The sequence below is a fragment of the Flavobacterium humidisoli genome (assembly GCF_023272795.1).
Classification (GTDB): domain Bacteria; phylum Bacteroidota; class Bacteroidia; order Flavobacteriales; family Flavobacteriaceae; genus Flavobacterium; species Flavobacterium humidisoli.
Genome location: NZ_CP096829.1, coordinates 2,984,643 through 2,998,957, shown reverse-complemented (window position 1 = coordinate 2,998,957; position 14,315 = coordinate 2,984,643). Strand labels below are relative to the sequence as shown.

Sequence of the window (14,315 nt, the reverse complement as noted above, 5' to 3'; positions counted from 1 at the left end):
ATTTTATTATAAAATTAGTAAATATATTTATTATTGTTACATTTTTAGAAGTACCCTTATTATTTACGTTAAATACGAAAAAAATATGCAAATTTGCACTTCAATAATTTATACTCATGCCGACAATTTCACTCAAGGGAAAAAACATGCCCGAATCTCCGATACGCAAGCTGGCTCCTTTTGCTGATTTAGCAAAGAAAAAAGGACACAAGGTGTATCACTTAAACATTGGTCAACCGGATATCAAGACACCGGAAGTGGCCATCGAGGCGGTAAAAAATATTGATTTAACTCTTATAGAATACAGTCCGTCTGCCGGATATGAAAGCTATAGAAAAAAATTAGCAGAATTTTACCAGCGCCAAAATGTAAACGTTAATACAGAAGACATCATTGTAACTACTGGTGGTTCTGAAGCCTTACTTTTTGCACTGGCCACAATTACAGATCCTGGAGATGAAATTATTATCCCAGAACCTTTTTATGCTAATTATCATGCTTTTGCATCTTCAACAAGTGCAACTGTAGTTCCATTAGTTTCTACTATCGAAACTGCTTTTGCATTACCAAGTATTGAAGAAGTTGAAAAATTAATTACACCCAAAACAAAGGCCATTCTGATTTGCAATCCTGGAAATCCGACTGGATATTTATATTCTGAAGCAGAAATTAAACAACTGGCTGGTTTAATTAAAAAACACGATTTATACTTAATCGCAGATGAAGTGTATCGTGAATTTTTATACGATGGAGATGATGTTCATTTTTCTGTAATGAATTTAGAAGATGTGCAGCAAAACGTAATTATGGTCGATTCTGTTTCTAAACGCTACAGTATGTGCGGCGCAAGAATTGGATGTTTGGTAACAAAAAACAAAGACGTTTTAGCAACAGTAATGAAATTTGCTCAAGCACGTTTGAGTCCGCCAACAATTGAACAAATTGCCTGCGAAGCTGCAATTGATACACCTCAAAGTTATTTTGATGAAGTAATTGCAGAATATAAAGAACGCCGCGACACACTGATTGCCGAATTAAATAAAATTGAAGGCGTTATTGTAACAAAACCAAAAGGTGCTTTTTATTGTATTGCAGAACTTCCGATAAAAGATTCGGACGATTTTGCGCAATGGCTTCTTGAAAGTTACCATTTAAATGGCGAAACGGTAATGATTGCTCCTGCCAAAGGTTTCTATTCGACACCTGGAATGGGATTAAATCAGGTTCGTATTGCTTATGTTTTAAACAAAAAAGATTTGATTACAGCGGTAAATATTTTAAAGGAAGCTTTATTGGTTTATAATAACAGATAATCAATTCATTATAATAGATTTAAAAAGGCAATAACGTTTTTCGTTGTTGTCTTTTTTGCTTCTAATAAGGGTATTTGGCTTCAAATTTTAGATTATATCCAAAAAGGAGTAATTAAATCCTAAAAACCATAGAAAAGGTTTCCTATTTATTAATTATCTTTACCGCCTTAAAAAGGAATACATATACTAATAGTAGTTTTTAATGATAAACAACGAAGAATTTTTAGACGAAATAGGAGATAATCACTTTAGCAGTAATGCAAAAAATCCTCTAAGAGAAGATGCTTTTGATATAACTGACGAAGAAAAAATAGAAAAAATTAAAAAAGATGTTGAAAACATTCTGCAGACTCTTGGAATGGATTTGACAGATGACAGCATCAAAGGAACTCCAAACCGAGTTGCAAAAATGTTTGTAAAGGAAATTTTTGGTGGTCTTAACCCTGCAAAACAGCCAAAAGCTTCTACTTTTGACAACAATTATAAATATGGCGAAATGCTTGTAGAAAAAAACATTACGGTTTATTCTACTTGCGAACACCATTTACTGCCAATTATTGGACGTGCTCACGTAGCTTATATCTCAAGCGGACGCGTTATCGGTTTATCAAAAATGAATCGTATCGTTGAGTATTATGCAAAAAGACCTCAAGTACAAGAGCGTCTTACCATGCAGATTGTTCAAGAATTACAAAAAGCTTTAGGAACAGAAGATGTTGCCTGTGTTATCGATGCAAAACACCTTTGCGTAAACTCTCGCGGAATTAAAGATATCGAAAGCAGTACTGTAACTTCTGAATTCGGAGGAAAATTCAAAGATCCACAAACGAAGAGAGAATTTTTAGATTATATAAAACTAGACACTCAGTTCTAATTTTATACAATAATTCTATTATATTTATGGTCTAGCCCTGATAGAAGCGGCATCCTTTTGTGGTGGGGTTCACCACAAAAGATATAGCGAATAGCAGGATTAGCTACTAAAAAACATCAATAAACAATTATGCCGTTATACAATACACAACCGCTAAAAATATACAATTCGCTTTCTGGCGAAAAAGAAGATTTCAAACCAATCCATGAAGGAAACGTTGGAATGTATGTTTGTGGTCCTACGGTATATAGCAATGTTCACCTAGGTAATGTGAGAACTTTTATGTCTTTTGACGTAATCTTCAGATATTTTCTGCATTTAGATTATAAAGTTCGCTACGTTAGAAATATTACCGATGTTGGGCATATCGTAGATGATGTCGATGAAGGCGAAGATAAAATTGCTAAAAAAGCACGTTTGGAGCAATTGGAGCCAATGGAAGTTGTACAGCGCTATACTGTAGATTTCCATAACATTCTAAAAGCTTTCAATTTTTTACCGCCAAGTATTGAACCTACAGCGACGGGACATATTATTGAGCAAATTGAAATTATCAAAAAAATTATTGATAAAGGCATTGGTTACGTTGCCAATGGATCGGTATATTTTGATGTTGTAAAATATAACGAAACCAATAATTACGGCATCTTAAGTGGTAGAAATATCGACGATATGCTGGCCAATACGCGTGATCTTGACGGACAATCTGATAAAAGAAATCCACAGGATTTTGCGCTTTGGAAAAAAGCCGAGCCAGAACATATCATGAGATGGCCTTCACCTTGGAGCGATGGTTTCCCTGGATGGCATCTTGAATGTACTGCAATGAGCACCAAGTATCTTGGCAATCATTTTGACATTCACGGAGGTGGAATGGATTTAAAATTCCCGCACCACGAATGTGAAATCGCGCAAAACGAAGCTTGCACTGGTCAGGCTCCGGTAAATTATTGGATGCATGCTAATATGCTTACCTTAAACGGAAAGAAAATGGCAAAATCAACTGGAAATAATATTCTTCCAGGTGAAATCCTTAGCGGAGACAATAACATTTTAAGCAAACCATTTTCTGCTTCAGTAACACGTTTTTTCATGCTTCAAGCACACTACAGAAGTATTTTAGATTTTTCTGATGATGCAATTTTGGCCGCCGAAAAAGGATATAAAAGATTAATGGAAGCTATAAATCTGTTAAATTCACCAGTTGAGTTCAAAAGAAATAACTACATTGGAAATGTACTTGGAAAATATGAGAGCGATTCAAATGATATCTATCAGAGTAATTTCAATGTTCATACTTGGAGACAATCATGTTATGATGCTATGAACGATGACTTTAATTCACCTATTCTTATTGCACAATTATTTGAAGGTGTTCGCTTTGTTAATTTACTAAATGATGGAAAAGTAACCATAGGTGACGAAGACTTAAAATTGTTAACTAAGACCATGAATGCTTTCGTATATGACGTTTTAGGTCTTAACGATGACAAAGCTGCTGACGCTGATAGCGAAAAATTAGAAGGTGTAGTAAATATGCTTATCGGAATGAGAAATCAAGCTAGAGCAGACAAGAACTTTGCGCTTTCTGACCAAATTCGCGATCAATTAATTGCTTTAGGAATTCAGCTTAAAGACGGAAAAGAAGGAACTACTTTTAGCATTCAATAAAAAAAGTGATCAGTTCTCAGTTTTTTAGTGTTCAGTTTAATTCTTAGCATTTAAGTTAAATTAAAAGATAAATCTGAGCACTAAAAAATCGAACACTGAGCGCTAAACTAACTTATACAAAAAAAATATGTTTTCGAAAATTCTAATATATCCATTTGTATTGTTAGTCCGTTTTTATCAGACTGCCATTTCACCATTTACACCTGCTGCTTGCAGATTTGAGCCAACGTGTTCTACTTATATGATTCAGGCACTACAAATTCACGGACTGTTTTATGGCGGATATTTAGGCCTTAAACGCATCTTAAGTTGTCATCCTTGGGGAAGAAGCGGTTATGATCCTGTACCAGAAAAGAAATGCAACCACAAACATTAACTTTTAAAAAGCTGTACTTTACATTAAATATTTATTTTTACAGATATAAAAAATTTATACATGACACACGCCTTAAATTTAGTTTGGAATCCTTCTGAGGGAATCAACTTAGGATTTTTTATGATTCGCTATTACAGCTTAATGTTTGTAATTGCTTTTGGTTTAGGATGGTTCTTAATGAAAAAGATTTTCGAAAGAGAAAACGAATCGATTGAAAAACTAGATTCTTTGTTTGTTTGGACTGTTCTAGCAACTTTGATCGGAGCACGTTTAGGTCATGTTTTCTTTTATGATTGGGAATATTTCAGAAATCACATCCTTGAAATTTTTCTGCCATTTAAATTCGAACCTGAATTCCAATTCACAGGTTTCCAAGGATTAGCAAGTCACGGAGCTGCAATTGCAATTATTATTGCAATGTACTACTATAGCAAAAAAATACTAAAACGCTCTTTATTATGGATTTTAGACCGTGTAGTAATTCCTGTTGCAAGCGGTGCTATTTTTGTACGTTTAGGAAATTTCTTCAACTCTGAAATTATTGGTCATGAAACTAACTCTGCATTCGGAATTCGATTTCTTCATGATACATTCAGTAAAGCCGAAGCAGTACAAAAAACCGGAATTGCAGACCCAAAAGAAGCTTATACAGCAATTGCCACCGATCCAAAATTTGCAACATTATTAGCAGAAGTTCCTTCGAGACATCCAACTCAATTATACGAAGCTTTCTGTTATGTATTTGTGTTCGCTATTTTATTCTTTTTATACTGGAGAACAAATGCAAGACTTAAATCCGGTCTTTTATTCGGACTGTTTTTAGTATTATTATTTGCTGTTCGTTTCGTTGTAGAATTTGTAAAAGAGAGCCAGGGAGGTTTTGAAAGCGAATTAGGTCTATTCTCAACAGGACAATGGCTAAGCATACCTTTTATCATTATTGGACTTTTCTTTATCATAAGAGCTCAGAGAAATCCTTTAGCTGAATCATAAAATCAATTACTCTAAATAAAGAAGCCCAATATAACACATATTGGGCTTTTTCTCTTTATAATTGATAGTAGATACCAAATTCAATATTCTTTGTATTATAGCCTGCATTACTGCTTCCTAATCCAGCATTAGAAACATGCCTTATACTTGGACGAATATCAAACTGCAATTTATTATAACTTGTAGTGAAACCGAGTGCTAAAACATCTGCAAAAGCAAAACCTTTAGACATTCGTTCCGTTTCGGTGTCTGTAATCATTGGCCCAATGCTTCCTAAAACATAGAACGAACAAACTTTACCAATAGGTTTTCGAACTAAAAAACCACAATTAAGCGCAAATTCCCGAATATCTTTCAGGCGTGTATATTCTTCTCTTTTTTGCTGATAATTAGGTGTTTCAGGTTTAACAAAATAGAAATTAAGCAATTGATGTTCTGCAAAATTAATCTCAGGCTGAACCAATATTTGATATTGAAAATGCTTTGTTTCTTTTAGCAAATAATACAGCTGTAGTTTATAAAAATGGCTATTAAACGTATAGTTTCTATTACTAAACTCACTTCCAAAACCGTAATTAAAACCGAAACAAAAACGTGAATTACCTTCTTGTGCCGACATTTTTACAGCTAAAAGAAGCATTAAGATCAAAAGTAATTTTCTTGCCATAAATCGTTTTAAAATTCCTTTTAAATATAGTGCAAAAAAAAGATCCAGCTTTCACTGGATCTTTTTTATATAATTAAAATAGTAATTATGCTTTATTGTGTTTGTCTTCGATAGTGTGCTTCTCATCACTAGAAATCGTATCTACCAATACTGGAGTTGCGATGAATAATGAAGAGTAAGTACCAACGATAATACCAATTAACATCGCGAAGATAAATCCTCTGATAGATTCTCCACCGAAGATAAACATCGTTAATAATACGATGATCATCATTAATGAAGTATTCAATGTTCTAGATAATGTAGTATTAATAGAAGCATTTACGATATCTTCGAAACTACCTTTACGGTTTCCGATGATAAACTCTCTTACCCTGTCAAATACAATTACCGTATCGTTCATAGAGTAACCAATTACAGTTAAGATCGCAGCGATAAAGTGCTGATCCATTTCCATGTGGAATGGCATGAATTTGTAGCATAATGAATAAACTCCTAATACGAAGATTACGTCGTGTGCAACAGCTGCAATCGCACCTAATGAATATTGCCATTTACGGAAAGACACCATTAAGTATAAGAAAATAACTGCCATTGCTCCAAGTACAGCCCAATATGAATTAGTTTTGATATCCTCAGAGATAGAAGCTCCAACTTTAGAAGCTTGTAATACTCCAACTTTTTTACCATCAAAAGAGTTGATAAATTTATCGTAAGAAGTATTTGGGAAATATTTCTGTAATGAAGCATATAATTTTTGGTTCACTTCCTCATCAATAGCTACACCATCTTCTTTAATCTTATATTTAGTTGTGATTTTCAATTGATCATCATCTCCTAAAATTTTAGCTTCAACCGGAGTACCGAAAGCAGCAGATAATTCATCTGAAACAGCAGTAGCATCAACTGGTTTTTCGAATTTAACTTGGAAAGTTCTTCCTCCAACAAAATCAACACCTTCATCCAATCCGTTAACGAAGAAGATAGAAACTAAACTTACTACAACTACTATTGAAGAGAAGATGTAAGTGAATTTTTTAATCTTGATAAAGTCAAAGTGGAAATTAGTAAACCAATTTTTAGTAATGTTTGTAGAGAAAGTTAAATCACCTTTTCCAGCGATATTTCTATCAATAAAAATTCTAGCAATAAAGATTGATGTAAACAATGAAGTTACGATACCAATTAATAATGTTAATGCGAAACCTTTAATAGGACCTGTTCCGAAGATAAATAAGATTGCTCCAGTTAAAACGTGAGTAACGTTAGCGTCGATAATAGAACGCATTGCACCATGCCATCCGTAAGAAGCCGCAACTGCTTCAGAAAGCGATTTTCCTTCACGCAATTCCTCTTTTGCTCTTTCGTAGATAATAATGTTCGCATCTACCGCTGTACCTAACGTAAGTACGATACCTGCAATACCTGGCAATGTTAATACAAAACCAAAACTTGCCATAATTCCAAATAAGAATAGTAAGTTTAACAATAAGGCAAGGTTTGCATACCAACCCGCTTTACCATAATAGAATACCATCCAAACACAAACTAATAAGAAACCTAATACAGAAGAAATTGTACCTGCATCAATAGCTGCTTGTCCTAAAGATGGACCAACAACAGTTGACTGGATAATATCTGCAGAAGCTGGTAATTTACCTGCATTTAATACGTTTGCTAAATCTTTAGTTTCAGCTACATCAAATGAACCAGTAATCTCAGATCTTCCTCCAGCAATAGGACCGCTTGTTACACCTGGAGCAGAATATACGATATCATCTAATACAATAGCAATATAGCTTTTTTGAGCAAATGCTCTTCCTGTCAGCTCTTCCCAAACTTTAGCACCTTGGCTGTTCATCTGCATAGAAACTGCAGGCTTACCCATTTGGTCAAAAGTATCTTTTGCATCAGTTACAACACCACCGCTCATAGCTGGGTTATTGTCCCTGTTTCCTTTTAAAGCATATAATTCTACAACTTCAATATCAGCTGCACTTTTTACATCTTTAGCTTTAGGATCTTTTATAGTTGTTGGCTTGCTCCATACAAATTTTGCATAGTGTTGGTCAGCACCCAATAAAACTCTAATTTCTGGTCTTTTAAAATATTCATTGATAGTAGCCGTATCTTTAGGAGCAAAGTATCCTAAAACTGGTCCACCACCATTACCAATTATTTTATCAAATAGAGGATTGTTTCCTTTTTTAACATCTGAAGAATCTTTAGCATCAGTTAATAATGCATTCAATGAATCTTTAACAACTGTTTTAGTTTCAGTCTTTTTAACTTCAGTTTTCTTTAAAGCCTCATTAGCAGAAACTAAGAAATTACCAATTTCTTCAATTTTATAAGTTTCCCAGAACTCTAATTGAGCTTTTCCACCTAATAATTTTTTAATTCTATCAACATCCTTAGCACCTGGAAGCTCTACTAAGATTCTTCCTGTTTCTCCTAATTTTTGGATGTTTGGCTGTGTAACACCAAATTTGTCTATACGCTCTCTTAATACTTTAAAAGCACTTTCTACAGACTCATCAACTTTTCTTTTGATAACTTTTTGAACTTGCGCATCAGACATTTGAAAGTCTACTCCACCTTCTCCCTGAAGACTTCTGTTTGCAAAAATATCTGGAGATGCTAATTTTACAGATCCTTTTGAATTTGCTTCAAAAGCTTCAAAAAACTTATTTAAATATGTTTTGTTTCCTTCTAAATTTGCAGATGCATCAGCTAATGATTTATTAAAAACTGGATTTTTAGAATTATTAGCCAAACCTTTTAATACATCTTTAATAGAAATTTGAAGAATCACGTTGATTCCTCCTTCTAAGTCAAGACCTTTATTAAGTTGTTTGTTTTTCACTTCGTTGTAAGTGAAATCAGTAAAACCAAGGTTTAAAACTTTTTCTTTACCAATAGAATCTAAATATTTCAGCTCTTTATCAGGATTATCTCCTGCAAAAGCTTTAGCTTCACTTTTGACGCCATTTGCCACAAAAGTGAATGATAGTTGGTAAATACTTACCAATGCAAATAGAATTGCGAAAAATTTAATAAGTCCTTTATTCTGCATTATTACTAAAAATTAATTATGTTTTATTTTTGTTTTTGTTTTAAACTCCCATAAAATAAGCCCTGACATGATTTTTTAAAACAAAAAAACGAGATCACGAATTACCAATTTTTTTTTAAACCGAGCAAATATATAATTAACGAAAATATTAACCAATTTATTTATTAATTAATCTCAAAAAAAAAGCTGCAAAAGTGCAGCTTTTTTTCTTTTTTGCCGTTTTTATTATACTAAAATCGTTTTTAGGGCATCATTCATATTACGAACTGCATCTGCACTTTTGGCAAATAACGCCTTTTCCTGATCATTTAAGTTTATATCTAGAATTTCTTCTACTCCGTTTTTACCAATTATACACGGCACTCCTATACAGATATCATTTTGACCATATTCTCCTTCTACAAAAACAGAACATGCAATCATTTTTTTCTGATCATTCAAAATACTATCTACTAAATAAGCCACAGAAGCTCCTGGTGCATACCAAGCTGAAGTTCCTAGAAGACCTGTAAGGGTCGCTCCTCCTACCATAGTATCTGCAGCTACTTTTTGAAGCACTTCTTCTGAAAGAAACTCCGATACAGGAATTCCGTTGTAAGACGCTAAACGCGTTAACGGAATCATAGTTGTATCTCCATGACCTCCAATTACCATTGCTGAAATATCATTTGCTGGTTTATCTAAAGCTAATGAAAGATACGTTCTAAAACGAGAACTATCTAAAGCCCCTCCCATACCTATAATTCTATTTTTTGGAAGACCTGTAGCTTTTAAAGCCAAATACGTCATGGTATCCATTGGATTGGAAACTACAACAATTATAGTGTTTGGAGAATATTTCAGTACATTTTCGGCAACTGTTTTTACAATGCCTGCGTTTATACCTATCAATTCTTCTCTTGTCATTCCTGGTTTTCTCGGGATTCCCGATGTAATTACTACTACATCGCTTCCTGCAGTTTTAGAATAATCGTTGGTAACTCCAGAAACTTTGGTATTAAAACCTGTGTTTGTGGCGCACTGTGTTATATCAAGCGCTTTCCCTTCTGCAAAACCCTCTTTAATATCCAACAATACTACTTCGCTTGCAATTCCTCTATAAGAAATAACATCGGCACATGTAGCTCCAACATTTCCTGCTCCTACAATGGTAACTTTCATATTTTATACTTTATCGGTTATTAATTTTGTCTATTCTTTAAAAAGACAATTCGTTTAATTGTCTAGTAAATTTAAACAATTAAACGAATTGGAATTATTAAATTTTCATTTTATGCATCAATATTTGCATAAACTGCATTTTTCTCGATAAATTCTCTACGAGGCGGCACTTCATCACCCATCAACATAGAGAAAACTTGGTCAGCTTCTGCAAGGCTATCAATATTTACTTGACGTAAAGTTCTGAAATTCGGATCCATTGTAGTTTCCCACAATTGCTCCGCGTTCATCTCTCCAAGACCTTTATAACGCTGAATATTGGCACTTCCTCCCATTCTTTCGTTAGCCTGATCACGCTGAACATCATTCCAAGCGTATTCTTTCTTATTCCCTTTCTTAACTAAGTATAAAGGCGGCGCTGCAATGTAAACGTGGCCTTCTTCAATAAGCTCTTTCATGAAACGGAAGAAGAACGTTAATATTAAGGTAGAAATGTGACTACCATCGACATCGGCATCACACATGATGATTACCTTGTGATATCTTAGTTTTTCAAGATTTAATGCTTTACTATCTTCTGCAGTTCCTACCGTAACCCCTAATGCTGTAAAGATATTTCTAATCTCTTCATTTTCGAATACTTTATGATGCATCGCTTTTTCAACGTTCAAGATTTTACCACGTAATGGCAGAATCGCTTGAAAGTTACGATCACGTCCTTGTTTTGCTGTTCCACCAGCCGAATCTCCCTCGACAAGGTAAACCTCACATCTTGCTGGATCTTGCTCTGAACAGTCAGATAATTTACCAGGCAATCCTCCACCGCCCATAACGGTTTTACGCTGTACCATTTCACGAGCTTTTTTCGCTGCGTGACGTGCTTGAGCTGCTAAGATTACTTTTTGAATAATCAATTTCGCGTCATTTGGATTTTCTTCCAAATAATTCTCCAACATTTCTCCAACCGCTTGAGAAACCGGAGAAACAACTTCTCTATTTCCAAGCTTAGTCTTCGTTTGCCCTTCAAATTGAGGTTCAGACACTTTTACCGAAATAATAGCTGTTAATCCTTCACGGAAGTCATCACCAGCAATTTCGAATTTTAATTTATCTAATAAACCCGAAGCATCTGCATATTTTTTAAGCGTTCTTGTTAAACCACTTCTAAAACCTTGTAAATGCGTTCCTCCTTCGTGCGTATTGATATTGTTTACGTAAGAAAAAATATTCTCTGTATAACTTGTATTATAAATTAAGGCAACCTCAACTGGAATTTCTCCTTTATCATTATCCATACTGATAACATGAGATACAATTGGCTCACGGTTACCATCTAAATAACGAATATATTCTTTAAGCCCTTCATCAGAATGGAATACCTCACTTCTAAATTCGCCTTTTTCATCAACTTCTCTCTTATCTGTAAAAGTAATTGTGATTCCTTTATTTAAGAAAGAAAGCTCACGCATACGAGCTGAAAGCGTATCGTATGAAAACTCAGTAGTTTGAGTAAAGATGGTATCATCTGGATAAAAAGTCTGTCTTGTACCTCTTTTATCTGTTTCTCCGATTTGTTTAACTGGATATAAAGATTTTCCTCTTTCGTATTCTTGCTCATAAATCTTACCTTCTCTAAATACAGTAGATTTCATGTGAACAGAAAGGGCATTTACAACCGAAACCCCAACCCCGTGTAAACCTCCAGAAACTTTATATGAATCTTTGTCGAATTTACCTCCGGCTCCAATTTTTGTCATTACAACCTCAAGAGCAGAAACCCCTTCTTTTTTATGTAAATCTACTGGAATACCACGTCCGTTATCTTCAACTGTAATAGAACCATCTTCGTTTATTGAGACACCAATAGTATCACAATGCCCTCCCATGGCCTCATCAATAGAGTTATCAACAACCTCATAAACTAAATGATGCAGTCCTCGAACTCCTACATCTCCAATATACATTGATGGACGCATTCTTACGTGCTCCATTCCTTCTAATGCCTGAATACTATCTGCTGAATAATTGTTCTTCTTGATTTCTTCGCTCATATAATTTATTCTAAAATGTATTTATTGTCTAACACGCAAATATATGAAATCGCAAGCTATATACCCATTAAAATACGACTTAAAGCACTTAAGTTATTAACACAATTGTCTGAAAAACCAAAAAATAAACACAAAAAAGAGTTTAAATTCCAAATTTTTGAAAATCCCGAAATTTTAAATACCAAATTCCAATTTTTGAAAATTGCAAATTTCAAATCTCGAACTCCAAATCCTAAATCTGAAATACCGAATCAGAATTTTAAAATCCGTCTAATACATTAAAAATTAAAAAACCGAAATCACATTTAAATGCGTTTCGGTTTTTCTATATCTGTTCCAAATTGTAATTGGAATTTATTTTTTTTTGGAATTTGGAATTTTCCACTTTAAGCAATAACACTAGTTTTTACAGGTTCAAAATTACCATTTAAGTGGGCAGCATTTGCTCTTCCGCTTGGATCAAGATTTTCTTGCCATTTAGGAATCCATTTACGAACCGTTTGCGCTGCGCTGACCTGTGGATAGAATTTATGAAAAATCGATCTGTACAAGTACGCTTCTTTAGTTGTTGGCGAGTTATATGGAAACTCTGCACTTGCTCCAAATAGTTGCTCATCTGTAACCTGCGACGCACAATACTCAATTAATTCATCAACCCACTTGTAGCCAACTCCGTCAGAAAACTGTTCTTTTTGTCTCCATAAAACTTCTGAAGGCAAATAAGGATCTTCTGGAGTATCAAACGCTTTTCTTAAAATATACTTTTCAACACCATCATATGATTTAGGCTGTTTTTCTTCTGTTTTAATTCGAATGGCAACATCTAAAAATTCTGTATCCAAAAACGGAATTCGAACCTCTAAACCATTTGCCATTGTCGTTTTATCTGCACGAAGCAAATCGGCTGTAAACAGCTTTTGAACTCTTTCTATTGTTTCATCTTGAAACTCTTCTTCTGAAGGTGCATTTCTAAAGTATAAATGACCTCCAAAAACTTCATCTGCCCCTTCTCCCGATAAGATTACTTTTATACCTTGATCAGCAATAGCTTTAGAAAGCAAATACATAGGAACACCTGAACGCACAGAAATAATATCATAAGTTTCAATATGATAAATTACTTTTTCTAAAACTTTGACTCCTTCCTCTACAGAAAAATGTATTTCGTGATGTTCTGTTCCTAAAAATTCTGCCGCTTTTCTAGCCGCAATATTATCTGGCGCATCAGCATCTAACCCAATAGAAAACGAATGCAATTTCTGTCCTTTTTCTTTTAATAATCTTGAAGTAATAGCCGAAATCAAAGAAGTATCCAAACCTCCCGACAGAACAACTCCTAGAGGCACTTCTGCCAGTAGTCGCTTACGTGTTGCTTGAATAAGACTTTCACGAATTAACGCTAAATCTAATGCCTGATTTGCATTTTTATGATCTTCGTATTCTGGGTGATAGTATTTTACAAAACCTGTCTTTGCAGTATAATAATGCCCTGGAGGAAAAGTAGAAAACGATTTACATTGATCTGCAATGGCTTTCATTTCTGATGAGAAATAGATTCGGCCTCTTTCATCCAAACCATAATACAACGGTTTTACCCCTATTGGATCACGACCTGCAATATATTTATCCCCATCAACAACCACAAAAGCAAAATCTCCGTCTAGTTTATTACAGAAATCATATCCAAATTCTTCATAAAGATGCACAATCACTTCTGAATCTGATTCTGTTCTAAAAGTATGATTTTTTAAAACTGTATTTTTTAGTTCCTGATAATTATAAATTTCACCATCATGCACCATCCAAGCTTTATCAGTTCCTTGAATTGGCTGCCTACCCGAATTAAGATCGATAATCGATAAACTCTCATGACAAAGTATACTGCCATTTTCCATAATGCGAACATCACTTTCATCAGGACCACGATGCAACATTCTTTCAGAAAGTTCTTTTACAAGTTTCGGGTCTTTTCCTTTACCAATTACGGCCAACAATCCAGACATAATATTCTATTTTTTTATTTTATTTTTTCATTATTGTTCAGCTGTGAACTGAACATTAAAAAATCATTAAAATTTTCGACTGAAAGCAAAACTAAATATTAATTTTCGCTTTCCATTATTAAATTCGTTA

Annotated in this window: 10 protein-coding genes; 5 read left to right on the top strand and 5 right to left on the bottom strand. The window is 34.1% G+C overall.

Features of this window, described 5'->3' with window-relative positions; translation table 11 throughout:
• Nucleotides 1-116: 116 nt before the first annotated feature.
• The 5 genes from M0M44_RS12810 to lgt all read left to right on the top strand — a co-directional run bounded on the left by M0M44_RS12810 (nucleotide 117) and on the right by lgt (nucleotide 5,227).
• Entirely contained in the window at nucleotides 117-1,313 is a 1,197-nt protein-coding gene (locus M0M44_RS12810) for a pyridoxal phosphate-dependent aminotransferase (RefSeq protein ID WP_248725998.1), read from the top strand.
• A 202-nt stretch (nucleotides 1,314-1,515) separates the two neighbouring features.
• On the top strand, nucleotides 1,516-2,187 hold the full coding sequence (gene folE, locus M0M44_RS12805; protein ID WP_248725997.1) for a GTP cyclohydrolase I FolE: 672 nt from the start codon (nucleotides 1,516-1,518) through the stop codon (nucleotides 2,185-2,187).
• Nucleotides 2,188-2,316: 129 nt separating this feature from the next.
• Nucleotides 2,317-3,858: a cysteine--tRNA ligase gene (cysS, locus tag M0M44_RS12800; RefSeq protein ID WP_248725996.1), complete on the top strand. Its 1,542-nt coding sequence runs from the start codon at nucleotides 2,317-2,319 to the stop codon at nucleotides 3,856-3,858.
• 127 nt (nucleotides 3,859-3,985) lie between these two features.
• Nucleotides 3,986-4,234: a membrane protein insertion efficiency factor YidD gene (gene yidD / locus M0M44_RS12795; protein WP_248725995.1), complete on the top strand. Its 249-nt coding sequence runs from the start codon at nucleotides 3,986-3,988 to the stop codon at nucleotides 4,232-4,234.
• 60 nt (nucleotides 4,235-4,294) lie between these two features.
• On the top strand, nucleotides 4,295-5,227 hold the full coding sequence (lgt, locus tag M0M44_RS12790) for a prolipoprotein diacylglyceryl transferase (RefSeq protein WP_248725994.1): 933 nt from the start codon (nucleotides 4,295-4,297) through the stop codon (nucleotides 5,225-5,227).
• Nucleotides 5,228-5,282: 55 nt separating this feature from the next.
• Here lgt and M0M44_RS12785 read toward each other — a convergent pair whose 3' ends face one another.
• From M0M44_RS12785 to asnB, 5 genes are all read right to left on the bottom strand, one after another.
• Entirely contained in the window at nucleotides 5,283-5,894 is a 612-nt protein-coding gene (locus M0M44_RS12785) for an acyloxyacyl hydrolase (protein ID WP_248725993.1), read from the bottom strand.
• An 85-nt stretch (nucleotides 5,895-5,979) separates the two neighbouring features.
• Entirely contained in the window at nucleotides 5,980-8,970 is a 2,991-nt protein-coding gene (gene secDF / locus M0M44_RS12780) for a protein translocase subunit SecDF (RefSeq protein ID WP_248725992.1), read from the bottom strand.
• A gap of 225 nt (nucleotides 8,971-9,195) precedes the next feature.
• On the bottom strand, nucleotides 9,196-10,131 hold the full coding sequence (gene mdh / locus M0M44_RS12775) for a malate dehydrogenase (protein WP_248725991.1): 936 nt from the start codon (nucleotides 10,129-10,131) through the stop codon (nucleotides 9,196-9,198).
• A 110-nt stretch (nucleotides 10,132-10,241) separates the two neighbouring features.
• Nucleotides 10,242-12,182 (bottom strand): DNA topoisomerase (ATP-hydrolyzing) subunit B, encoded by a 1,941-nt coding sequence (gene gyrB, locus M0M44_RS12770; protein ID WP_248725990.1) that lies wholly within the window; start codon nucleotides 12,180-12,182, stop codon nucleotides 10,242-10,244.
• A 386-nt stretch (nucleotides 12,183-12,568) separates the two neighbouring features.
• Entirely contained in the window at nucleotides 12,569-14,185 is a 1,617-nt protein-coding gene (asnB, locus tag M0M44_RS12765) for an asparagine synthase B (protein WP_248725989.1), read from the bottom strand.
• Between the last annotated feature and the right edge of the window lie 130 nt (nucleotides 14,186-14,315).

What these genes read in the sequence shown, in the direction of transcription:
- M0M44_RS12810 (WP_248725998.1), top strand. Translation starts at nt 117, where the DNA reads ATGCCGACAATTTCACTCAAGGGAAAAAACATGCCCGAATCTCCGATA.
- folE (WP_248725997.1), top strand. Translation starts at nt 1,516, where the DNA reads ATGATAAACAACGAAGAATTTTTAGACGAAATAGGAGATAATCACTTT.
- cysS (WP_248725996.1), top strand. Translation starts at nt 2,317, where the DNA reads ATGCCGTTATACAATACACAACCGCTAAAAATATACAATTCGCTTTCT.
- yidD (WP_248725995.1), top strand. Translation starts at nt 3,986, where the DNA reads ATGTTTTCGAAAATTCTAATATATCCATTTGTATTGTTAGTCCGTTTT.
- lgt (WP_248725994.1), top strand. Translation starts at nt 4,295, where the DNA reads ATGACACACGCCTTAAATTTAGTTTGGAATCCTTCTGAGGGAATCAAC.
- M0M44_RS12785 (WP_248725993.1), bottom strand. Translation starts at nt 5,894, where the DNA reads ATGGCAAGAAAATTACTTTTGATCTTAATGCTTCTTTTAGCTGTAAAA.
- secDF (WP_248725992.1), bottom strand. Translation starts at nt 8,970, where the DNA reads ATGCAGAATAAAGGACTTATTAAATTTTTCGCAATTCTATTTGCATTG.
- mdh (WP_248725991.1), bottom strand. Translation starts at nt 10,131, where the DNA reads ATGAAAGTTACCATTGTAGGAGCAGGAAATGTTGGAGCTACATGTGCC.
- gyrB (WP_248725990.1), bottom strand. Translation starts at nt 12,182, where the DNA reads ATGAGCGAAGAAATCAAGAAGAACAATTATTCAGCAGATAGTATTCAG.
- asnB (WP_248725989.1), bottom strand. Translation starts at nt 14,185, where the DNA reads ATGTCTGGATTGTTGGCCGTAATTGGTAAAGGAAAAGACCCGAAACTT.